The organism is Rhizobium sp. BK049, assembly GCF_014193135.1.
In the GTDB taxonomy this organism is placed as follows: Bacteria; Pseudomonadota; Alphaproteobacteria; order Rhizobiales; family Rhizobiaceae; genus Rhizobium.
The window spans coordinates 20,562-37,927 of the sequence record NZ_JACHYV010000039.1 but is presented as its reverse complement, the minus strand read 5'-3'; the positions used below and the strand labels follow the sequence as shown (position 1 = coordinate 37,927).

30 protein-coding genes and 1 pseudogene are annotated in these 17,366 nt (G+C 60.0%); 29 read left to right on the top strand and 2 right to left on the bottom strand.

Features of this window, described 5'->3' with window-relative positions; genetic code table 11:
* The 29 genes and pseudogenes from FHT70_RS28190 to FHT70_RS28050 all read left to right on the top strand — a co-directional run.
* Positions 1-95 (top strand): annotated as a pseudogene (locus tag FHT70_RS28190) (elongation factor Tu); the annotation flags it as partial.
* A 307-nt stretch (positions 96-402) separates the two neighbouring features.
* Positions 403-711: a 30S ribosomal protein S10 gene (rpsJ, locus tag FHT70_RS28185; protein ID WP_003547547.1), complete on the top strand. Its 309-nt coding sequence runs from the start codon at positions 403-405 to the stop codon at positions 709-711.
* A gap of 33 nt (positions 712-744) precedes the next feature.
* Entirely contained in the window at positions 745-1,386 is a 642-nt protein-coding gene (rplC, locus tag FHT70_RS28180; protein WP_004674916.1) for a 50S ribosomal protein L3, read from the top strand.
* Positions 1,387-1,399: 13 nt separating this feature from the next.
* The gene (gene rplD, locus FHT70_RS28175) at positions 1,400-2,020 is read left to right on the top strand and encodes a 50S ribosomal protein L4 (protein WP_004674918.1); all 621 of its coding nucleotides are present in this window, start codon (positions 1,400-1,402) and stop codon (positions 2,018-2,020) included.
* Positions 2,017-2,310: a 50S ribosomal protein L23 gene (locus FHT70_RS28170; RefSeq protein ID WP_003547550.1), complete on the top strand. Its 294-nt coding sequence runs from the start codon at positions 2,017-2,019 to the stop codon at positions 2,308-2,310. Before rplD ends, FHT70_RS28170 begins: the two co-directional genes overlap by 4 nt.
* Positions 2,311-2,321: 11 nt before the next feature.
* Positions 2,322-3,158: a 50S ribosomal protein L2 gene (rplB, locus tag FHT70_RS28165; RefSeq protein ID WP_064801905.1), complete on the top strand. Its 837-nt coding sequence runs from the start codon at positions 2,322-2,324 to the stop codon at positions 3,156-3,158.
* Positions 3,159-3,173: 15 nt separating this feature from the next.
* Positions 3,174-3,452 carry a 30S ribosomal protein S19 gene (gene rpsS, locus FHT70_RS28160; protein WP_007531666.1) on the top strand — a complete coding sequence of 93 codons (279 nt, stop codon included), beginning with the start codon at positions 3,174-3,176 and terminating at the stop codon, positions 3,450-3,452.
* 2 nt (positions 3,453-3,454) lie between these two features.
* Positions 3,455-3,844: a 50S ribosomal protein L22 gene (gene rplV / locus FHT70_RS28155; protein ID WP_004674922.1), complete on the top strand. Its 390-nt coding sequence runs from the start codon at positions 3,455-3,457 to the stop codon at positions 3,842-3,844.
* The gene (rpsC, locus tag FHT70_RS28150; protein WP_003573793.1) at positions 3,844-4,578 is read left to right on the top strand and encodes a 30S ribosomal protein S3; all 735 of its coding nucleotides are present in this window, start codon (positions 3,844-3,846) and stop codon (positions 4,576-4,578) included. The genes rplV and rpsC overlap by 1 nt, the downstream gene beginning before the upstream one ends.
* A gap of 38 nt (positions 4,579-4,616) precedes the next feature.
* Entirely contained in the window at positions 4,617-5,030 is a 414-nt protein-coding gene (gene rplP, locus FHT70_RS28145; protein WP_003573792.1) for a 50S ribosomal protein L16, read from the top strand.
* A gap of 11 nt (positions 5,031-5,041) precedes the next feature.
* Positions 5,042-5,242 (top strand): 50S ribosomal protein L29, encoded by a 201-nt coding sequence (gene rpmC, locus FHT70_RS28140; protein WP_008521335.1) that lies wholly within the window; start codon positions 5,042-5,044, stop codon positions 5,240-5,242.
* Between the two features lie 12 nt (positions 5,243-5,254).
* Positions 5,255-5,494 (top strand): 30S ribosomal protein S17, encoded by a 240-nt coding sequence (gene rpsQ / locus FHT70_RS28135; RefSeq protein WP_004674926.1) that lies wholly within the window; start codon positions 5,255-5,257, stop codon positions 5,492-5,494.
* 261 nt (positions 5,495-5,755) lie between these two features.
* A complete protein-coding gene (gene rplN / locus FHT70_RS28130) occupies positions 5,756-6,124 on the top strand; it encodes a 50S ribosomal protein L14 (protein WP_003573790.1) in 369 nt (122 codons plus the stop codon).
* An 11-nt stretch (positions 6,125-6,135) separates the two neighbouring features.
* Positions 6,136-6,444: a 50S ribosomal protein L24 gene (gene rplX, locus FHT70_RS28125; RefSeq protein ID WP_004674929.1), complete on the top strand. Its 309-nt coding sequence runs from the start codon at positions 6,136-6,138 to the stop codon at positions 6,442-6,444.
* Positions 6,437-6,994, top strand: coding sequence for a 50S ribosomal protein L5 (gene rplE / locus FHT70_RS28120; RefSeq protein ID WP_011424985.1), 558 nt, complete (start codon positions 6,437-6,439; stop codon positions 6,992-6,994). Before rplX ends, rplE begins: the two co-directional genes overlap by 8 nt.
* Positions 6,995-7,026: 32 nt before the next feature.
* Positions 7,027-7,332 carry a 30S ribosomal protein S14 gene (gene rpsN, locus FHT70_RS28115; protein ID WP_018115514.1) on the top strand — a complete coding sequence of 102 codons (306 nt, stop codon included), beginning with the start codon at positions 7,027-7,029 and terminating at the stop codon, positions 7,330-7,332.
* 12 nt (positions 7,333-7,344) lie between these two features.
* The gene (gene rpsH, locus FHT70_RS28110; RefSeq protein WP_004674934.1) at positions 7,345-7,743 is read left to right on the top strand and encodes a 30S ribosomal protein S8; all 399 of its coding nucleotides are present in this window, start codon (positions 7,345-7,347) and stop codon (positions 7,741-7,743) included.
* Between the two features lie 42 nt (positions 7,744-7,785).
* Entirely contained in the window at positions 7,786-8,319 is a 534-nt protein-coding gene (gene rplF, locus FHT70_RS28105; protein WP_011424986.1) for a 50S ribosomal protein L6, read from the top strand.
* A gap of 12 nt (positions 8,320-8,331) precedes the next feature.
* The gene (gene rplR, locus FHT70_RS28100) at positions 8,332-8,694 is read left to right on the top strand and encodes a 50S ribosomal protein L18 (protein WP_011424987.1); all 363 of its coding nucleotides are present in this window, start codon (positions 8,332-8,334) and stop codon (positions 8,692-8,694) included.
* A gap of 134 nt (positions 8,695-8,828) precedes the next feature.
* Positions 8,829-9,398, top strand: a complete 570-nt coding sequence (gene rpsE / locus FHT70_RS28095; RefSeq protein WP_003573784.1) for a 30S ribosomal protein S5 — start codon at positions 8,829-8,831, stop codon at positions 9,396-9,398.
* A gap of 13 nt (positions 9,399-9,411) precedes the next feature.
* Positions 9,412-9,621: a 50S ribosomal protein L30 gene (rpmD, locus tag FHT70_RS28090; protein ID WP_011424988.1), complete on the top strand. Its 210-nt coding sequence runs from the start codon at positions 9,412-9,414 to the stop codon at positions 9,619-9,621.
* Positions 9,622-9,637: 16 nt separating this feature from the next.
* Positions 9,638-10,114 (top strand): 50S ribosomal protein L15, encoded by a 477-nt coding sequence (gene rplO / locus FHT70_RS28085; protein WP_085777821.1) that lies wholly within the window; start codon positions 9,638-9,640, stop codon positions 10,112-10,114.
* A gap of 233 nt (positions 10,115-10,347) precedes the next feature.
* Positions 10,348-11,688 (top strand): preprotein translocase subunit SecY, encoded by a 1,341-nt coding sequence (gene secY, locus FHT70_RS28080; RefSeq protein ID WP_183706386.1) that lies wholly within the window; start codon positions 10,348-10,350, stop codon positions 11,686-11,688.
* Positions 11,685-12,335 (top strand): adenylate kinase, encoded by a 651-nt coding sequence (locus FHT70_RS28075; RefSeq protein ID WP_183706384.1) that lies wholly within the window; start codon positions 11,685-11,687, stop codon positions 12,333-12,335. The genes secY and FHT70_RS28075 overlap by 4 nt, the downstream gene beginning before the upstream one ends.
* Positions 12,336-12,557: 222 nt before the next feature.
* Positions 12,558-12,926 carry a 30S ribosomal protein S13 gene (gene rpsM / locus FHT70_RS28070; protein WP_011424992.1) on the top strand — a complete coding sequence of 123 codons (369 nt, stop codon included), beginning with the start codon at positions 12,558-12,560 and terminating at the stop codon, positions 12,924-12,926.
* Between the two features lie 133 nt (positions 12,927-13,059).
* On the top strand, positions 13,060-13,449 hold the full coding sequence (rpsK, locus tag FHT70_RS28065; RefSeq protein WP_003547577.1) for a 30S ribosomal protein S11: 390 nt from the start codon (positions 13,060-13,062) through the stop codon (positions 13,447-13,449).
* Between the two features lie 97 nt (positions 13,450-13,546).
* A complete protein-coding gene (locus FHT70_RS28060; protein WP_003547579.1) occupies positions 13,547-14,557 on the top strand; it encodes a DNA-directed RNA polymerase subunit alpha in 1,011 nt (336 codons plus the stop codon).
* A 124-nt stretch (positions 14,558-14,681) separates the two neighbouring features.
* Complete coding sequence (rplQ, locus tag FHT70_RS28055) at positions 14,682-15,104, top strand: 50S ribosomal protein L17 (protein ID WP_011424993.1); 423 nt, start codon at positions 14,682-14,684, stop codon at positions 15,102-15,104.
* 161 nt (positions 15,105-15,265) lie between these two features.
* Complete coding sequence (locus tag FHT70_RS28050) at positions 15,266-15,658, top strand: DUF2809 domain-containing protein (RefSeq protein ID WP_183706390.1); 393 nt, start codon at positions 15,266-15,268, stop codon at positions 15,656-15,658.
* 9 nt (positions 15,659-15,667) lie between these two features.
* Here the strand turns inward: FHT70_RS28050 and msrQ are convergent, their stop codons facing one another.
* On the bottom strand, positions 15,668-16,324 hold the full coding sequence (msrQ, locus tag FHT70_RS28045; protein WP_085777824.1) for a protein-methionine-sulfoxide reductase heme-binding subunit MsrQ: 657 nt from the start codon (positions 16,322-16,324) through the stop codon (positions 15,668-15,670).
* On the bottom strand, positions 16,324-17,271 hold the full coding sequence (gene msrP, locus FHT70_RS28040; RefSeq protein ID WP_183706382.1) for a protein-methionine-sulfoxide reductase catalytic subunit MsrP: 948 nt from the start codon (positions 17,269-17,271) through the stop codon (positions 16,324-16,326). The genes msrQ and msrP overlap by 1 nt, the downstream gene beginning before the upstream one ends.
* Positions 17,272-17,366 lie beyond the last annotated feature (95 nt).

The window sequence follows — 17,366 nt, the reverse complement described above, 5'->3', positions numbered from 1 at the left end:
TCGTTCCGATCGCGATGGAAGAAAAGCTGCGCTTCGCTATCCGCGAAGGCGGCCGCACCGTCGGCGCCGGTATCGTCGCTTCGATCGTCGAGTAATTCATTCGGCCACTCCGGTGGGGTGGCCGATTCGATGACAATATTATGATGCAGGCGGCGTAAGCCGCTTGCTTATTACACAGAAATGTAGCAAATGGCGCGCGAGCGCGATTTGCGTGCCGCTTTGGACGACGAAGCGGTGACTGAACAAGCAAATAAGGTGGGCTAGAAGGCCCTGAAGACTGGATAGGGACGCCGGGCATCGGCGCCCTCTCGATCTTTGAAACCGGTGGTCCGCCTTAGGAAGAAAGAACAACCCGTGTCTTGTTGAGAGACATGTGGAAAACAAACACAAGGATAACGTCGAATGAACGGCCAAAATATCCGCATTCGCCTGAAGGCGTTCGATCACCGGATTCTCGATGCTTCCACGCGCGAGATCGTGTCGACGGCGAAGCGCACCGGTGCAAGCGTCCGGGGCCCCGTTCCGCTTCCGACCCGCATCGAGAAGTTTACGGTCAACCGGTCCCCGCACATCGACAAGAAGAGCCGCGAACAGTTCGAGATGCGCACGCATAAGCGCCTGCTCGACATCGTAGACCCGACCCCGCAGACGGTAGACGCGCTGATGAAGCTCGATCTCGCCGCCGGTGTCGATGTTGAGATCAAGCTCTGAGCTTGCTCGAGCTGAGTTGGAAGGATTGAACCGATGCGTTCAGGTGTGATTGCACAGAAGGTGGGAATGACCCGCGTCTACAACGACGCCGGCGAGCATGTCCCGGTAACGGTACTGCGTATGGACGGCTGCCAGGTCGTTGCCACGCGCACTGTCGAAAAGAATGGCTATACCGCAGTTCAGCTCGGTGCCGGCCAGGCGAAGGTAAAGAACACGTCGAAGGCGATGCGCGGCAACTTTGCCGTTGCCAACGTCGAGCCGAAGGCCAAGCTCGCAGAATTCCGCGTGTCGGAAGACAATCTGCTGGAGATCGGGACGGAGCTCAAGGCGGGTCACTTTGCCGCCGGTCAGCTCGTCGATGTGACGGGTACGACCATCGGTAAGGGTTTTGCCGGCGCCATGAAGCGCCACGGTTTCGGCGGTCTGCGCGCCACGCACGGTGTGTCGGTTTCGCACCGTTCGCACGGTTCGACCGGCTCGCGCCAGGATCCGGGCAAGGTTTTCAAGAACAAGAAGATGGCTGGTCACATGGGCCAGACGCGCGTCACGACGCAGAACCTGGAAGTGGTTTCGACCGACGAAGATCGCGGTCTGATCCTGATCAAGGGTGCTGTTCCCGGTTCCAAGGGTGCCTGGATCATCGTGCGCGATGCCGTCAAGTCGGCCGCGAAGTAAGGGAGCCAGATCAATGGAATTGAACGTCAAGACCCTCGAGGGAAAAGACGCCGGGAAGGTCTCCCTTTCGGACGAGATTTTCGGCCTCGAGCCCCGCGAAGACATTCTCGCCCGCGTTATCCGCTGGCAGCTTGCCAAGAAGCAGCAGGGCACGCACAAGGCAAAGGGCCGCGCTGAGGTTTCGCGCACCGGCGCCAAGATGTACAAGCAGAAGGGTACGGGCCGCGCCCGTCACCATTCGGCTCGCGCTCCGCAGTTCCGCGGCGGCGGCAAGGCCCATGGCCCGGTCGTTCGCAGCCACGAGCACGACCTTCCGAAGAAGGTTCGCGCACTCGGCCTTCGCCATGCCCTTTCGGCCAAGATCAAGGCCGATGACGTCATCGTCATCGACAACCTGGTCGCAGCTGAAGCCAAGACCAAGGCTCTCGCGTCTGCTTTCGAGACGCTCGGCCTGACCAACGCCCTCTTCATCGGCGGTGCAGAGCTTGACGGCAACTTCAAGCTTGCAGCGCAGAACATCCCGAACATCGATGTTCTGCCGATCCAGGGCATCAATGTTTACGACATCGTGCGCCGCGGCAAGCTCGTGCTTTCCAAGGCTGCGGTTGAAGCGCTAGAGGAGCGATTCAAGTGACCGATCTTCGCCACTACGATGTGATCGTCTCTCCGGCGATCACCGAAAAGTCCACGCTGGTATCTGAAAACAACCAGGTTGTTTTCAATGTCGCCAAGCAGGCGACAAAGCCGGAAATCAAGGCTGCTGTCGAGGCGCTGTTCGGCGTCAAGGTTACGGCCGTCAACACTCTGCTGCGTAAGGGCAAGACCAAGCGGTTCCGCGGTTTCGTCGGCAAGCAGAAGGACGTGAAGAAGGCTGTCGTGACGCTGGCTGAAGGCCAGACGATCGACGTCTCCACCGGTCTCTGAGGAATAAGAAAATGGCATTGAAAACATTCAATCCGACGACCCCGAGCCAGCGTCAGCTGGTCATCGTGGACCGCTCCTCGCTCTACAAGGGCAAGCCGGTCAAGGCGCTGACGGAAGGTCTGACCAAGAGCGGTGGTCGTAACAACCTCGGCCGCATCACGGCTCGCTTCATCGGTGGCGGTCATAAGCGCAGCTACCGACTGGTCGACTTCAAGCGTCGCAAGTTCGATGTCGAAGGCACGGTCGAGCGTATCGAATACGATCCGAACCGCACGGCTTTCATTGCGCTGGTGACCTATTCTGATGGCGAGCAGGCCTACATCATTGCTCCGCAGCGTCTCGCTGCCGGCGACAAGGTCATCGCTTCGGAGAAGGCTGTCGACGTCAAGCCCGGCAACACCATGCCGCTGCAGTACATCCCGGTCGGCTCCATCATCCACAATGTGGAAATGAAGCCGGGCAAGGGCGGTCAGATCGCCCGTTCCGCCGGTTCCTACGCGCAGCTCGTCGGTCGTGACCAGGGTATGGCGATCCTTCGCCTGAACTCCGGTGAGCAGCGCCTCGTAAGCGGCATCTGCCTTGCTTCGATCGGCGCCGTCTCGAACCCCGACCACGCCAACATCAACGACGGCAAGGCCGGTCGTACCGTCTGGCGCGGCAAGCGTCCCCATAACCGCGGTGTTGTCATGAACCCGGTCGACCATCCGCACGGCGGTGGTGAAGGCCGCACCTCCGGTGGTCGCCATCCGGTGACACCGTGGGGCAAGCCGACCAAGGGCAAGCGCACCCGGTCGAACAAGTCGACCGACAAGATGATCATGCGCTCGCGTCATCAGCGTAAGAAGTAAGAGAGGAAGTCTCCAATGGCTCGTTCAGTATGGAAAGGTCCGTTCGTTGACGGCTATCTTCTCAAGAAGGCTGAGAAGGTTCGTGAAGGCGGACGTGCAGAAGTGATCAAGATCTGGAGCCGTCGCTCCACGATCCTGCCGCAGTTCGTCGGTCTTACCTTCGGCGTCTACAACGGCAGCAAACATGTCCCGGTCAGTGTCAATGAAGACATGGTCGGTCACAAATTCGGTGAATTCTCTCCGACCCGCACCTACTACGGTCACGGCGCGGACAAGAAGGCGAAGAGGAAGTAACAATGGGCAAGGCAAAAGCCGAACGCCGGCTGAAGGACAACGAGGCGCAAGCAGTCGCCCGCACGCTCCGTGTCAGCCCCCAGAAGCTCAACCTGGTTGCTGCGGCCATCCGCGGCAAGAAGGTAGAGCGTGCACTCGCTGAGCTGGAGTTCTCCCGCAAGCGCATCGCGGGCGCCGTCAAGAAGACGCTCGAATCCGCGATCGCCAACGCCGAGAACAACCACGATCTTGACGTCGACGCGCTCGTCGTCGCCGAAGCCTACGTCGGCAAGTCGATCGTCATGAAGCGTTTCCACGCTCGTGGCCGCGGTCGCGCATCGCGCATCGAAAAGCCCTTCGCGCACCTGACGATCGTCGTTCGTGAAGTGCAGGCAGCAGAGGAGGCCGCATAATGGGTCAGAAAATCAATCCGATCGGTTTCCGTCTCGGCATCAACCGTACTTGGGATAGCCGCTGGTTCGCGGACAATGCCGAGTATGGCCAGCTGCTGCACGAAGACCTGAAGATGCGCAAGTTCGTCATGAGCGAACTGAAGCAGGCAGGCATCTCCAAGGTGGTCATCGAGCGTCCGCACAAGAAGTGCCGCGTCACGATCCACTCGGCCCGTCCGGGCCTCATCATCGGCCGTAAGGGCGCCGACATCGACAAGCTCCGCAAGAAGCTGTCGGACATGACCAATTCGGAAACGCACCTCAACATCGTCGAAGTGCGCAAGCCCGAAGTCGACGCGACGCTGGTCGCACAGTCGATCGCCCAGCAGCTCGAGCGCCGCGTGGCTTTCCGCCGCGCCATGAAGCGCGCCGTTCAGTCGGCAATGCGTCTTGGAGCCGAAGGCATCAAGATCACCTGCGCCGGTCGTCTCGGCGGTGCTGAAATCGCCCGTACTGAATGGTACCGTGAAGGTCGTGTGCCGCTGCACACGCTGCGCGCCGACATCGATTACGGCACGGCAGAAGCCGAAACCGCATTCGGTATCTGCGGCATCAAGGTCTGGATCTTCAAGGGCGAAATCCTTGAGCACGATCCGATGGCTTCCGAACGTCGCGCGCTGGAAGGCGATGCACAGGGTCCGGCAAGCCGCGAACGCGACCGTGGCGATCGTCGCCGCGAACGCGACAACGCGTAATTAGCGCTGGCGAAAGATAAGCTCGGAGAAGTAAGAAAATGTTGCAGCCAAAGCGTACTAAGTACCGCAAGCAGTTCAAGGGCCGCATCAAGGGCGTTGCCAAGGGCGGTTCTGACCTGGCATTCGGCGAATTCGGCCTGAAGGCTCAGGAGCCCAACCGCGTCAACGCACGCGAGATCGAAGCGGCCCGCCGCGCGATCACGCGCTACATGAAGCGCGCCGGCCGTGTATGGATCCGCGTGTTCCCGGACGTTCCGGTAACCGCAAAGCCGACCGAAGTCCGCATGGGCAAAGGTAAGGGCTCCGTTGAGTACTGGGCATGCAAGGTCAAGCCCGGTCGTATGATGTTCGAGATCGACGGCGTCAGCGAAGAGATCGCCCGTGAGGCGCTTCGCCTCGGCTCTGCCAAGCTCTCGGTCAAGACGCGCTTCGTACAGCGCATTGCAGAGTAAGGATTGAGCTCATGAAAGCCTCAGACGTTCGCGCGCTCAGCGCCGACCAACTCAAGGACGAGCTTGCCAAGCTGAAGAAGGAGCAGTTCAACCTGCGCTTCCAGAAGGCGACCGGCCAGCTCGAAAAGTCCTCGCGCATCAACGAAGTCCGCAAGGACATCGCCCGCGTCAAAACCATTGCCCGCCAGAAGGCGGCAGAAGTTAAGGCCTAAAGGAAGAAAAACATGCCGAAGCGCATCCTGCAGGGCGTCGTCGTTGGCGACAAGAACGAGAAGACGGTAGTGGTTCGCGTTGAGCGTCGTTTCGCTCACCCGCTGCTCCAGAAGACCGTTCGTCGTTCCAAGAAGTACAAGGCCCACGACGAAAACAACCAGTACAAGATCGGCGATACCGTATCCATCGAGGAATGCGCGCCGATCTCCAAGGACAAGCGCTGGACGGTCATTGCCGCCCAGGGCAAGTAACAGAATTTTGCGCGAGGCCTTGCGTCTCGCCAAAATATCTGTATGAAGCAGCGTCAGAACGCTCGAATGCCGGGCGTTCTTTTGCTTTGAGCGCACGGAAGGTCCCGTTCGGGAAACCACCCTGGCACGATCGACCCCGCGCTATTCAGCTATGCCGTGTTTTTGCCTGCCGTTACGGTGGGTTGGCCGGCGAACATTTTCATAAGCCGGGGTAGGGGGCTTAGGCCCAACCATTCCGGTAAACCAAGAAGGCGACCTGATATGATTCAGATGCAAACAAACCTCGACGTCGCGGATAATTCCGGCGCACGTCGTGTCATGTGCATCAAGGTGCTGGGCGGCTCGAAGCGCAAGTATGCCTCGATCGGCGACGTCATCGTCGTTTCGATCAAGGAAGCGATCCCGCGCGGCCGCGTGAAGAAGGGTGACGTGATGAAGGCGGTTGTCGTTCGCACCGCCAAGGACATCCGTCGTCCGGATGGCTCCGTCATCCGCTTCGACACCAACGCAGCAGTCCTCATCGACAACAAGAAAGAGCCGATCGGTACCCGTATCTTCGGACCGGTTCCGCGCGAACTTCGCGCCAAGAACCACATGAAGATCATCTCGCTGGCTCCCGAAGTACTGTAAGGAGCGAAGCGATGCAGAAGATACGTAAAGGCGACAAGGTCGTCATGCTCGCTGGCAAGGACAAGGGCCGCACCGGCGAAGTCGTTCAGGTCATGCCGAAGGAAGATCGTGCCGTCGTCCGTGGCGTCAACGTCGTGAAGCGCCACCAGCGCCAGACGCAGACCCAGGAAGCTGGCATCATCAACAAGGAAGCCCCGGTCCACCTGTCCAACATTGCAATCGTCGACAAGGACGGCAAGCCGACCCGCGTCGGTTTCAAGGTCGTTGACGGCAAGAAGGTCCGCGTGGCCAAGCGTTCTGGAGAAGTGATCGATGGCTGAGGCAAAATACGAGCCGCGGCTCAAGAAGGAATATGTCGAGCGCATCCGCAAGGCGATGCAGGAGAAGTTCTCCTACGCCAACGAGATGATGATCCCGAAGCTCGACAAGATCGTGATCAACATGGGTGTCGGTGAAGCGACCGCTGATTCGAAGAAGCCGACGGTTGCTGCCGCCGACCTCGCAGCGATCGCCGGTCAGAAGCCGGTCATCACCCGCGCACGCAACTCTATCGCAGGCTTCAAGGTCCGCGAAAACATGCCGATCGGCGCAAAGGTCACCCTGCGCGGCGCCCGCATGTACGAGTTCCTGGATCGCCTGGTCAACATCGCGCTTCCGCGCGTTCGCGACTTCCGCGGCCTGAACCCGAAGAGCTTTGACGGCCGTGGCAACTTCGCCATGGGCATCAAGGAGCACATTGTGTTCCCTGAAATCAACTACGACAAGGTTGATCAGATGTGGGGCATGGACATCATCGTTTGCACGACGGCGACGACCGACGACGAAGCACGGACTCTCCTGAAGGAGTTCAGCTTCCCGTTCCGTCAATAACCGTAACGACGAGCGTAGAAAAGGAACCTGACATGGCGAAGACAAGCGCAGTTGAAAAGAACAAGCGCCGCCGTAATACGGTCGCCAACCAGGCCGCAAAGCGGGCTGCGTTGAAGGCGATCATCATGAACCAGGCTCTTCCGATCGAAGAGCGGTTTAAGGCCTCGATCAAGCTGGCATCCCTGCCGCGCGATGGATCGAAGACCCGCATTCGCAACCGTTGCGAAGTATCGGGCCGTCCGCGCGCATACTACCGCAAACTGCGCATGTCGCGTATCGCGCTGCGTGAACTCGGCAATCTCGGCAAGGTGCCGGGCATTGTCAAGTCGAGCTGGTAAGGAGCAGGTTAGATGACAATGACTGATCCGTTGGGCGATATGCTCACCCGCATCCGCAACGGCGCTTCCCGCCGCAAGTCGTCGGTTTCGACGCCTGCATCCAAGCTCCGTGCGCGTGTTCTCGATGTCCTGCAGTCCGAAGGCTACATCCGTGGCTATTCCGTTGTCGATTTCGGCAATGGCAAGTCGGAGCTCAACATCGAGCTGAAGTACTATGAAGGCGCATCGGTGATCCGTGAGATCGGCCGTGTGTCGAAGCCGGGCCGCCGGGTTTATGTCTCGGTCAAATCCATTCCGCAGGTCGCGAACGGCCTCGGCATCACCATCCTTTCGACTCCGAAGGGCGTGATGGCCGATCACCAGGCTCGCGAACAGAACGTTGGTGGCGAGGTTCTTTGCTCGGTCTTCTAAGATCGGGCAGGGATCTCCATAGCGAACAGACAGGATTGAAACATGTCTCGTATCGGTAAGAAGCCCGTTCAGGTGCCTGCTGGGATCACGGCTACGGTCGAAGGCCAGAAGGTTACCGCAAAGGGCCCGAAGGGCGAGCTGTTCTTCGTCGCTAACGACGAAATCAGCCTCAAGCTCGAAAACAACGCGGTCGTCGTGACGCCCGTAAACCAGTCCAAGGATGCGCGTTCGAAGTGGGGCATGTCCCGCACGATGATCGAAGGCATCTTCAAGGGCGTCAAGGACGGTTACGAGCGCAAGCTCGAAATCAACGGCGTCGGTTACCGCGCCGCCATGCAGGGCAAGAACCTGCAGCTGGCCCTCGGTTTCAGCCACGACGTGGTCTATGAACCGCCGGTCGGCATCTCGATCGCTGTTCCGAAGCCGACTGAAATCATCGTCAGCGGCATCAACAAGCAGCAGGTCGGTCAGGTTGCGGCCGAAATCCGCGAATATCGCGGTCCCGAGCCGTACAAGGGCAAGGGTGTCAAGTATGCCGACGAGCGGATCGTCCGCAAAGAAGGCAAGAAGAAGTAAGGATCACGCGAAATGGCTAGCAGGAAAGAAGCACTTGCACGTCGTGCCAACCGCGTGCGCCGTCATATCAAGTCGGTGGCCAATGGCCGTCCGCGCCTGTCGGTTCATCGCTCCTCGAAGAACATCTATGCCCAGATCATCGATGACGTGGCCGGCAAGACGCTTGCGTCCGCCTCCACCCTCGACAAGGATCTGCGCGGTTCTCTGAAGACCGGTGCCGATACCGCCGCCGCCGCCGCCGTAGGCAAGCTCGTCGCCGAGCGCGCCTCCAAGGCCGGCGTTACGGACGTCGTATTCGACCGTGGCGCCTTCATCTATCACGGCCGCATCAAGGCTCTCGCCGAAGCGGCCCGCGAAGGCGGTCTGACCTTCTGATCAGTTTCCGGCCGGGCGCTGTCGCTCCGGCCGGATTTTCGCCGGACCGCAGGCACTCCCTGGCAAGAAGGGGAGGCTGATGCGGTCCACATTCATTTGCCGATTGCACCCGGAAAAGAAAAAGGAAGAGGACAATGGCACAGGAAAGAAGGCCGCAGCGGGAAGACCGCCAGAGCCGTGAAGAGCGCGATAGCGAATTCGTCGACAAGCTGGTCGCGATCAACCGCGTCGCCAAGGTCGTCAAGGGCGGCCGTCGTTTTGGTTTCGCAGCACTCGTCGTCGTCGGCGACCAGAAGGGCCGCGTCGGCTTCGGCCACGGCAAGGCACGCGAAGTGCCGGAAGCCATCCGCAAGGCAACCGAAGCCGCCAAGCGCGAGCTGATCTTCGTACCGCTGCGTGATGGCCGCACGCTGCATCACGACGTCCATGGCCGCCACGGCGCCGGCAAGGTTCTGCTGCGCTCGGCCAAGGTCGGTACCGGCATCATCGCCGGCGGTCCGATGCGCGCCGTATTCGAAACGCTCGGCATGCACGACGTCGTCGCCAAGTCGACCGGTTCGTCGAACCCCTACAACATGGTTCGCGCCACCTTCGACGCTCTGAAGCACCAGGTTCACCCGAAGGACATCGCAGCTCAGCGCGGCATCAAGTATGCAACGCTGCAGGCTCGTCGTAGCGCCTCCGGCAACGCCTCTGAAGAATAAGAGGAGCTGACCAATGGCCAAGGCTACCAAGAAGGCTGAAGCGAAGACTGTCACGATCGAACAGATCGGCAGCCCGATTCGCCGTCCGGACGTTCAGCAGCGCACGCTGATCGGTCTCGGACTGAACAAGATGCACCGTCGCCGCACGCTGGAGGATACTCCTTCCGTTCGCGGCATGATCCGTGCTGTCCAGCATCTCGTTCGCATCGTCGACGAGAAGTGAGACGGAGGAAACGCTCATGAAACTCAATGAAATCAAGGACAACGAAGGCTCGACCCACAGCCGCAAGCGCCTCGGCCGCGGTATCGGTTCGGGCTCCGGCAAGACGGCTGGTCGCGGTGTCAAGGGTCAGAAGTCCCGTTCCGGCGTCGCCATCAACGGCTTCGAAGGCGGCCAGATGCCGATCTATCGTCGCCTGCCGAAGCGCGGCTTCAATAACATTTTCGCTTCCGACTTTGTCGTCGTGTCGCTCGGCCGCATTCAGGCGGCAGTCGACGCCGGCAAGCTCGACGCCAAGGCGACTGTTGACGCCGCTGCCCTGAAGGCTGCCGGGGTTATCCGCCGCGCCAAGGATGGCGTTCGCGTTCTCGCCGACGGCGAGCTCAAGGCCAAGATCACCATCGTCGTCGCTGGCGCTTCCAAGCCCGCCGTCGAGAAGATCGAAAAGGCCGGCGGCACGGTGACGCTGCTTTCGGCTCCGGCTGCAGCGGAATAATATCTGATGATATATCGCCCGGGGTGCTTCACACCGGGCGATTTTGCTCCCATATGTGGGCCTCACAAAGACTTGGCTGGCGCGCCCGCGTCACGCCGGTAAAACTGGAAAACAAGGGTGAGGCATGGGGTTGCGCTGCAATCCGTCCAAAACCCGGTTTTGAATTATTTTCATACTGATTCCGGGGCCGGCATTTCCCCAGAGACGCCGGAATTGGTAGGGCGGAGAATCGCATGGCTTCTGCAGCGGAACAATTGGCATCCAACCTCAATTTTTCGACCTTTGCCAAAGCCGAGGATTTGAAGAAGCGCCTGTGGTTCACACTGGCAGCTCTCCTCGTCTACAGGCTCGGCACCCATATCCCGCTTCCGGGTCTCAATCCCGAAGCCTATGCCCAGGCGTTCCGCGGCCAGGCAGGCGGCATTCTCGGCCTTTTCAACATGTTCTCGGGCGGCGCCGTTCAGCGCATGGCGATCTTTGCGCTCGGCATCATGCCCTATATCTCCGCTTCGATCATCGTGCAGCTGATGACGTCGGTCGTGCCGACGCTTGAAAACCTCAAGAAGGAAGGCGAGCAGGGTCGCAAGATCATCAACCAGTACACCCGCTACGGCACCGTCATTCTGGGTGCGCTTCAGGCTTACGGCATTGCGGCCGGCCTGGAGAGCGGCCAGGGCCTTGTCGTCGATCCGGGCTGGTTCTTCCGTGTTTCCACCGTTCTGACGCTGCTCGGCGGCACGATGTTCCTGATGTGGCTGGGCGAGCAGATCACCTCGCGCGGTATCGGCAACGGCATTTCGCTGATCATCTTCGCCGGTATCGCAGCCGGCCTGCCGAGCGCTCTTGCCGGCACGCTTGAACTCGGCCGCACCGGGGCGCTGTCGACCGGCCTCATCCTGCTCGTCATCATTGTCGCAATCGCCGTCATCGGTGTCATCGTCTTCGTGGAGCGCGCCCAGCGCCGGCTGCTGATCCAGTATCCGAAGCGCCAGGTCGGCAACCGCATGTTCCAGGGCGATACGTCGCACCTGCCGCTGAAACTGAACACCTCGGGCGTGATCCCGGCGATTTTTGCCTCTTCGCTGCTGCTTCTGCCGGCGACAGTCGCGGGCTTTGCCAACACCACGGCCATGCCTGCCTGGGCGACGTCGATCGTTGCCGCCCTCGGCCATGGCCAGCCGCTCTACATGGTGCTCTATGCGGCGCTGATCGCCTTCTTCGCCTTCTTCTATACGGCCATCGTCTTCAATCCGAAGGACACGGCCGACAATCTGAAGAAGCATGGCGGCTTTATTCCCGGAATCCGTCCCGGTGAGCGCACCGCCGAATACATCGACTACGTGCTGACCCGTATCACGGTGATCGGCGCCATCTATCTCGTCTTCGTCTGCATCCTCCCGGAGATTCTGGTGTCGCAAACCGGCATTCCATTATCCCTTGGTGGGACTTCGCTTTTGATCGTGGTTAGCGTAACTCTTGATACGGTTGCACAGATCCAGGGTCACCTGATCGCGCAGCAATACGAAGGCCTGATCAAGAAATCGAAGTTGCGAGGAGGAAAGAGGGGGCGATGAGACTTATCCTTTTGGGGCCGCCGGGCGCGGGCAAGGGAACCCAGGCCCAGCGGATCGTGGAAAAGCACGGCATTCCGCAGCTTTCCACGGGAGATATGCTGCGTGCGGCGGTCAACGCCGGCACGGAGATCGGCAAGCGCGCCAAGGCGGTCATGGACGCCGGTAAGCTGGTCTCGGACGAGATCGTCATCGCCATCGTCTCGGAGCGAATCGATCAGCCCGATTGCGCCAACGGTTTCATTCTCGATGGCTTCCCCAGGACGCTCGTTCAGGCGGACGCCACCGAAGCGATGCTGAGAGCAAAGGGTCTTGGTCTCTCCGTCGTCATCGAATTCCGTGTCGATGATGCCGAATTGGTCCGTCGTGTTGCCGGCCGCTACTCCTGCGCCCAGTGCGGTAGCGTCTATCACGACACGGACAAGGTCCCGGCCAATGAGGGTGTGTGCGACAAGTGCGGCTCTACCCACTTCAAGCGCCGTCCCGACGACACTCCGGAGACCATGACGGCCCGGTTGCAGGTCTACTACAAGGAGACCTCACCGCTGATCGGTTACTACCATGCCAAGGGCAAGCTCAGGTCTGTCGACGGCATGGCTGAAATCGACCATGTGACTGCTGAGGTCGAAGCCATTCTTTCCAAGCTTTAAGGCTTGAAAATAAACTTGGCGGAAACGGTTGCTTTTCAGCAGTGATTCCGCTAAACACCGCGCCAACTCGCGACATTCCCTGCGATCGGCGCGGATTTCCCTGGGAAGTCCGGGTGCGGTCGTTTTGACATGTTACGGACATTAAATCTGAACGGGCGGCCCTGAGGGTCGCATAACGAAGCCCACTTGCCGGATGGCAACTGGAATGCAAGGAGAACAGGCGTGGCACGTATCGCTGGCGTCAACATCCCGACTGCAAAGCGCGTAGTCATCGCGCTGACCTACATTCACGGGATCGGTCCGAAATTCGCACAGGAAATCGTCGAGAAGGTCGGTATTCCGGCTGAGCGTCGTGTGCATCAGCTGACGGACGCTGAAGTCCTTCAGATCCGCGAAACCATCGACCGTGACTATCAGGTCGAGGGTGATCTTCGTCGCGAAACCGCGATGAACATCAAGCGTCTGATGGATCTCGGCTGCTACCGCGGCCTGCGTCATCGTCGCGGCCTTCCGGTCCGCGGTCAGCGCACGCACACCAATGCCCGCACCCGTAAGGGTCCGGCAAAGGCAATCGCCGGCAAGAAGAAGTAATTTCCGGGAAACCGGGGTGGGGAGGCTGGCGGTCCGCGCCGGCCTCTTTTGAGTTTGGAGCGGGACCATGTAGGCGCCGTTCCGGTGTAGCCGCTGGTATTACGGCGGTGAAGAGATCAAAGAAAGGAATAGCATGGCTAAGGAAGCCGTCCGCGTTCGCCGTCGCGAGCGCAAGAATATCTCGTCGGGTGTCGCGCACGTTAACTCGACCTTCAACAACACGATGATCACCATCACCGATGCGCAGGGCAATGCGATCGCTTGGTCGTCGGCTGGCGCCAAGGGCTTCAAGGGTTCGCGCAAGTCGACCCCCTTTGCTGCCCAAATCGCTGCCGAAGACTGCGCCAAGAAGGCCCAGGAACACGGCATGAAGTCGCTGGAAGTCGAAGTCTGCGGTCCGGGTTCGGGTCGTGAATCGGCTCTGCGTGCGCTCCAGGCTGCAGGTTTCATGATCACGTCCATCCGCGACGTGACGCCGATCCCGCACAATGGCTGCCGTCCGCGCAAGAAGCGCCGCGTCTGATCATCGCTCTCGTCACCGGTGAGCGCCTTGGCGCTCCCGGTGGTTTTCAAGCTCGGTTGTCACGATTGGATGGTGGCAACGAACGGAAGGCAAACTCATGATTCAGAAGAACTGGCAGGAACTGATCAAGCCGAACAAGGTGGAGTTCTCCTCGAGCTCGCGCACCAGGGCGACGCTCGTCGCCGAACCGCTGGAGCGCGGCTTCGGCCTCACCCTCGGCAACGCGCTTCGCCGCGTTCTGCTCTCCTCGCTGCGCGGTGCTGCCGTTACGGCGGTGCAGATCGATGGCGTGCTGCATGAATTCTCCTCGATTCCCGGCGTCCGCGAAGATGTCACGGATATCGTGCTCAACATCAAGGAAATCGCCATCAAGATGGATGGCGACGACGCAAAACGCATGGTCGTGCGCAAGCAGGGCCCGGGCGTTGTCACGGCTGGCGACATTCAGACGGTCGGCGATATCGAAATCCTCAACCCCGAGCATGTGATCTGCACGCTCGACGAGGGCGCCGAGATCCGGATGGAGTTCACCGTCAACAACGGCAAGGGTTATGTTCCGGCCGAGCGTAATCGTGCGGAAGATGCTCCGATCGGCCTTATCCCGGTCGACAGCCTCTATTCGCCGGTCAAGAAGGTGTCCTACAAGGTAGAAAATACCCGCGAAGGACAGGTTCTCGACTACGACAAGCTGAACATGACCATCGAAACCGATGGCTCGATCACCGGCGAAGACGCCGTCGCTTTTGCGGCGCGCATCCTCCAGGATCAGCTTGGCGTCTTCGTCAACTTCGACGAGCCGCAGAAGGAAACCGAAGAGGAAGCAGTCACCGAACTTGCTTTCAACCCGGCTCTCCTCAAGAAGGTGGACGAACTCGAACTGTCGGTCCGTTCGGCAAACTGCCTGAAGAACGACAACATCGTCTACATCGGTGACCTGATTCAGAAGACCGAAGCAGAAATGCTCCGCACGCCGAATTTTGGTCGCAAGTCGCTGAACGAAATCAAGGAAGTTCTCGCATCCATGGGCCTGCACCTCGGCATGGAAGTGCCCGCATGGCCGCCCGAGAACATCGAAGATCTCGCCAAGCGCTACGAAGACCAATATTAAGAAAACAAAAGGCAGGCTCTTTCGGCTGCCTTTCCCCGTCAAACAGCAGGCATATCGCCTGCATGTGCCAGGAAACGGCAGGCCCGGTAACGAAGTAAGGGCACTGCATTAAAGGAGAAGAGCAATGCGCCATGGTAAAGCCGGCCGCAAGCTGAATAGAACTGCAAGCCACCGCAAGGCGATGTTCGCCAATATGGCGGCTTCGCTGATTACCCACGAGCAGATCGTCACGACCCTGCCGAAGGCCAAGGAAATCCGTCCGATCGTCGAAAAGCTCGTCACGCTCGGCAAGCGCGGCGACCTGCACGCTCGCCGTCAGGCGATCTCGCAGATCCGCGATGCTGCCGTCGTCTCGAAGCTGTTCGACACGATCGCAACGCGTTACGCCACCCGCAACGGCGGCTACCTGCGCATCATGAAGGCCGGCTTCCGCCAGGGCGACAACGCCGCCATGGCCGTGATCGAGTTCGTCGACCGCGACACTTACGCCAAGGGCGCAGCCGACAAGGCCCGCGTCGCTGCCGAAGAGCAGGCCGTCGCCGCCTAAGTCTTCCGCTTCGGCGGATAGAAAACAGCCGGGCTGCGAAGCCCGGCTGTTTTCGTTTGTGCATCGGTCGAAAACGGAAGCGGCGCAGCTTCTTCGGCGACAGAGCCATTCGTATGTCTGTCCCGGAGCCCCAAACTGTGGAGATTAAGATGGAAGGTTCTATGCGCGAAGCGCATTCTCGAGCGCAGCTCCTCCGTCTCGCGGCTGTGCTTGTGGTGATTGCGGCCGGCCTGGCGCTCAGGCGCTTCGGCTACGCGGTCGATCTGCCTTTCGTCGTCGTCAAATATGGCGGGTCGGCGCTGTGGGGGGCGATGGCCTATCTGCTGGTGGCGCTCGTTCTCGGAAAGTCACCGCGGGCAGTCATTGCGGTCATGGCGCTGTTCATGGCAATCGCAGTCGAATTCTTCCGACTTTATCATACACCCTGGTTGGACGCGTTTCGGTTGACGACTGCAGGCGCCTTGTTGCTTGGCCGGATATTTTCCCTTTGGAACATACTGGCCTATGCGATCGGCATCGCTGTGGTCTGTGCCTTTGATCCCGCGCGCCGTTGACGGCTGGCTTCAGGAAACCGACGCCACCGCACGATTGCGCTGCCGCCCCTGGCTTTTCTTCCGACTGCGCGCGATCGGCCGCCAGGAGCGGTAAAGGATGAGCGCGATGATCAACCCCACATAAATAAACTGCTCGAGATCGAGGATCTTGGTCGAAAGGGCAAAATGCAGAGCCCCGCAGGCGGCAATGATGGTGACGAGGCGGTGTAGCCAGATCCAGGTCGTACCGAGGCGACGAATCGAGAAATTATTGGATGTCACCGCCAGGGGAATAAGCATGGCAAGGCCAGCCATGCCGAACATGATGAACGGGCGCTTCAGCACGTCGTTGACGACGGCCTGAATATCCATCGCCTGGTCGAGCACCATGTAAACGGTGAAATGCATCAGCGCATAGTAGAAGGTCAAAAGGCCGAGAGCGCGGCGGTAGCGCAGATAATTCCAGCCGAACAACTCGCGGGCAGGGGACACTGCAAGTGTTGCGATCAGGAAGCGGATTGTCCAGATGCCGAGGAAGAGCTCAAAGGTCTTGACCGGATCGGCGCCGAGCTGATCGGTCGCGCCGAGATAGAAGGTCCAGGCGGCGGGCACGAACCCGACGACATAAAGCAGCCAGACGGAAGCGGGCTGCCAGCGCTTCGGGATGGCGAGCGACAGTTCCGCCATCAGAAATTCGCCTTCAGATCCATGCCGGCATAAAGGCTCGCCACCTCGTCGGCATAGCCGTTGAAGGGCAGGGTGGGATGACGGCTGGCGCCGAAGAAGCCGCTTTCGCCGATGCGCCTCTCGCTCGCCTGGCTCCAGCGCGGATGGTCGACGGCTGGATTGACGTTGGCGTAGAAACCGTATTCCTGCGGATTGGTCACCTGCCAGGTGTTCTTCGGCTGCTGGTCGGTGAGCGTGATCCTGACGATCGACTTGATGCCCTTGAAACCGTATTTCCACGGCACGACGAGGCGGATCGGCGCACCGTTCTGGTTCGGCAGCGTTTCGCCATAAAGCCCGACGGCAAGCAACGTCAGCGGGTGGCGCGCCTCGTCCAGCCGCAGGCCCTCGACATAGGGCCAGTCGAGCGACTGGAAGAAGCCCTTCTGCCCGGGCATCTCCTCCGGTCGCACGACGGTTTCGAAGGCGATATATTTGGCGCTGCCGAGCGGCTCCACCTTGTCGAGCAGCGCCGCCAGGGGAAACCCGTTCCATGGAATGACCATCGACCATGCCTCGACGCAGCGCATCCGATAGGTGCGCTCCTCGATCGGGAATTCCTTCATCAGCGCCTCGACGTCGAAGGTACCTGGCTTGTTGACCATGCCGTCGACCTTGACCGTCCAGGGCAGCGGCTTGAAATCGCCGGAGAGAGCGGCGGGGTCGCCCTTGTCGAGACCGAACTCATAGAAATTATTGTAGGTCGTGACGTCCTTGATCGGCGTCGTCTTCTCATCGACCTTGTACTTGCTCTCGACGGCGGAAAGGGCGGCCGCGCTGGCCTTTCCAGCGCCATTGAGCGCCATGGCGCCAAGCGTCGCTGCGCCCAGGAATTCACGGCGGCGCAGATAGATCTGGCGGGGCGTGATCTCCGACGACGCGATCTTTGGGGGGCGATAGTTTGGCATGTCGAAAACCTCCAGGGCGGATATTCCGAATATAGTCCTTAAACGAACCGCCCGCATGTTCGGATCAATTTCTATGCCTTGAATATTGCTGACAG

Bases quoted from the DNA above. Each gene is read 5' to 3' on its own strand.
- rpsJ (WP_003547547.1), top strand. From the start codon at position 403: ATGAACGGCCAAAATATCCGCATTCGCCTGAAGGCGTTCGATCACCGG.
- rplC (WP_004674916.1), top strand. From the start codon at position 745: ATGCGTTCAGGTGTGATTGCACAGAAGGTGGGAATGACCCGCGTCTAC.
- rplD (WP_004674918.1), top strand. From the start codon at position 1,400: ATGGAATTGAACGTCAAGACCCTCGAGGGAAAAGACGCCGGGAAGGTC.
- rplB (WP_064801905.1), top strand. From the start codon at position 2,322: ATGGCATTGAAAACATTCAATCCGACGACCCCGAGCCAGCGTCAGCTG.
- rpsS (WP_007531666.1), top strand. From the start codon at position 3,174: ATGGCTCGTTCAGTATGGAAAGGTCCGTTCGTTGACGGCTATCTTCTC.
- rplV (WP_004674922.1), top strand. From the start codon at position 3,455: ATGGGCAAGGCAAAAGCCGAACGCCGGCTGAAGGACAACGAGGCGCAA.
- rpsC (WP_003573793.1), top strand. From the start codon at position 3,844: ATGGGTCAGAAAATCAATCCGATCGGTTTCCGTCTCGGCATCAACCGT.
- rplP (WP_003573792.1), top strand. From the start codon at position 4,617: ATGTTGCAGCCAAAGCGTACTAAGTACCGCAAGCAGTTCAAGGGCCGC.
- rpmC (WP_008521335.1), top strand. From the start codon at position 5,042: ATGAAAGCCTCAGACGTTCGCGCGCTCAGCGCCGACCAACTCAAGGAC.
- rpsQ (WP_004674926.1), top strand. From the start codon at position 5,255: ATGCCGAAGCGCATCCTGCAGGGCGTCGTCGTTGGCGACAAGAACGAG.
- rplN (WP_003573790.1), top strand. From the start codon at position 5,756: ATGATTCAGATGCAAACAAACCTCGACGTCGCGGATAATTCCGGCGCA.
- rplX (WP_004674929.1), top strand. From the start codon at position 6,136: ATGCAGAAGATACGTAAAGGCGACAAGGTCGTCATGCTCGCTGGCAAG.
- rplE (WP_011424985.1), top strand. From the start codon at position 6,437: ATGGCTGAGGCAAAATACGAGCCGCGGCTCAAGAAGGAATATGTCGAG.
- rpsN (WP_018115514.1), top strand. From the start codon at position 7,027: ATGGCGAAGACAAGCGCAGTTGAAAAGAACAAGCGCCGCCGTAATACG.
- rpsH (WP_004674934.1), top strand. From the start codon at position 7,345: ATGACAATGACTGATCCGTTGGGCGATATGCTCACCCGCATCCGCAAC.
- rplF (WP_011424986.1), top strand. From the start codon at position 7,786: ATGTCTCGTATCGGTAAGAAGCCCGTTCAGGTGCCTGCTGGGATCACG.
- rplR (WP_011424987.1), top strand. From the start codon at position 8,332: ATGGCTAGCAGGAAAGAAGCACTTGCACGTCGTGCCAACCGCGTGCGC.
- rpsE (WP_003573784.1), top strand. From the start codon at position 8,829: ATGGCACAGGAAAGAAGGCCGCAGCGGGAAGACCGCCAGAGCCGTGAA.
- rpmD (WP_011424988.1), top strand. From the start codon at position 9,412: ATGGCCAAGGCTACCAAGAAGGCTGAAGCGAAGACTGTCACGATCGAA.
- rplO (WP_085777821.1), top strand. From the start codon at position 9,638: ATGAAACTCAATGAAATCAAGGACAACGAAGGCTCGACCCACAGCCGC.
- secY (WP_183706386.1), top strand. From the start codon at position 10,348: ATGGCTTCTGCAGCGGAACAATTGGCATCCAACCTCAATTTTTCGACC.
- FHT70_RS28075 (WP_183706384.1), top strand. From the start codon at position 11,685: ATGAGACTTATCCTTTTGGGGCCGCCGGGCGCGGGCAAGGGAACCCAG.
- rpsK (WP_003547577.1), top strand. From the start codon at position 13,060: ATGGCTAAGGAAGCCGTCCGCGTTCGCCGTCGCGAGCGCAAGAATATC.
- FHT70_RS28060 (WP_003547579.1), top strand. From the start codon at position 13,547: ATGATTCAGAAGAACTGGCAGGAACTGATCAAGCCGAACAAGGTGGAG.
- rplQ (WP_011424993.1), top strand. From the start codon at position 14,682: ATGCGCCATGGTAAAGCCGGCCGCAAGCTGAATAGAACTGCAAGCCAC.
- FHT70_RS28050 (WP_183706390.1), top strand. From the start codon at position 15,266: ATGCGCGAAGCGCATTCTCGAGCGCAGCTCCTCCGTCTCGCGGCTGTG.
- msrQ (WP_085777824.1), bottom strand. From the start codon at position 16,324: ATGGCGGAACTGTCGCTCGCCATCCCGAAGCGCTGGCAGCCCGCTTCC.
- msrP (WP_183706382.1), bottom strand. From the start codon at position 17,271: ATGCCAAACTATCGCCCCCCAAAGATCGCGTCGTCGGAGATCACGCCC.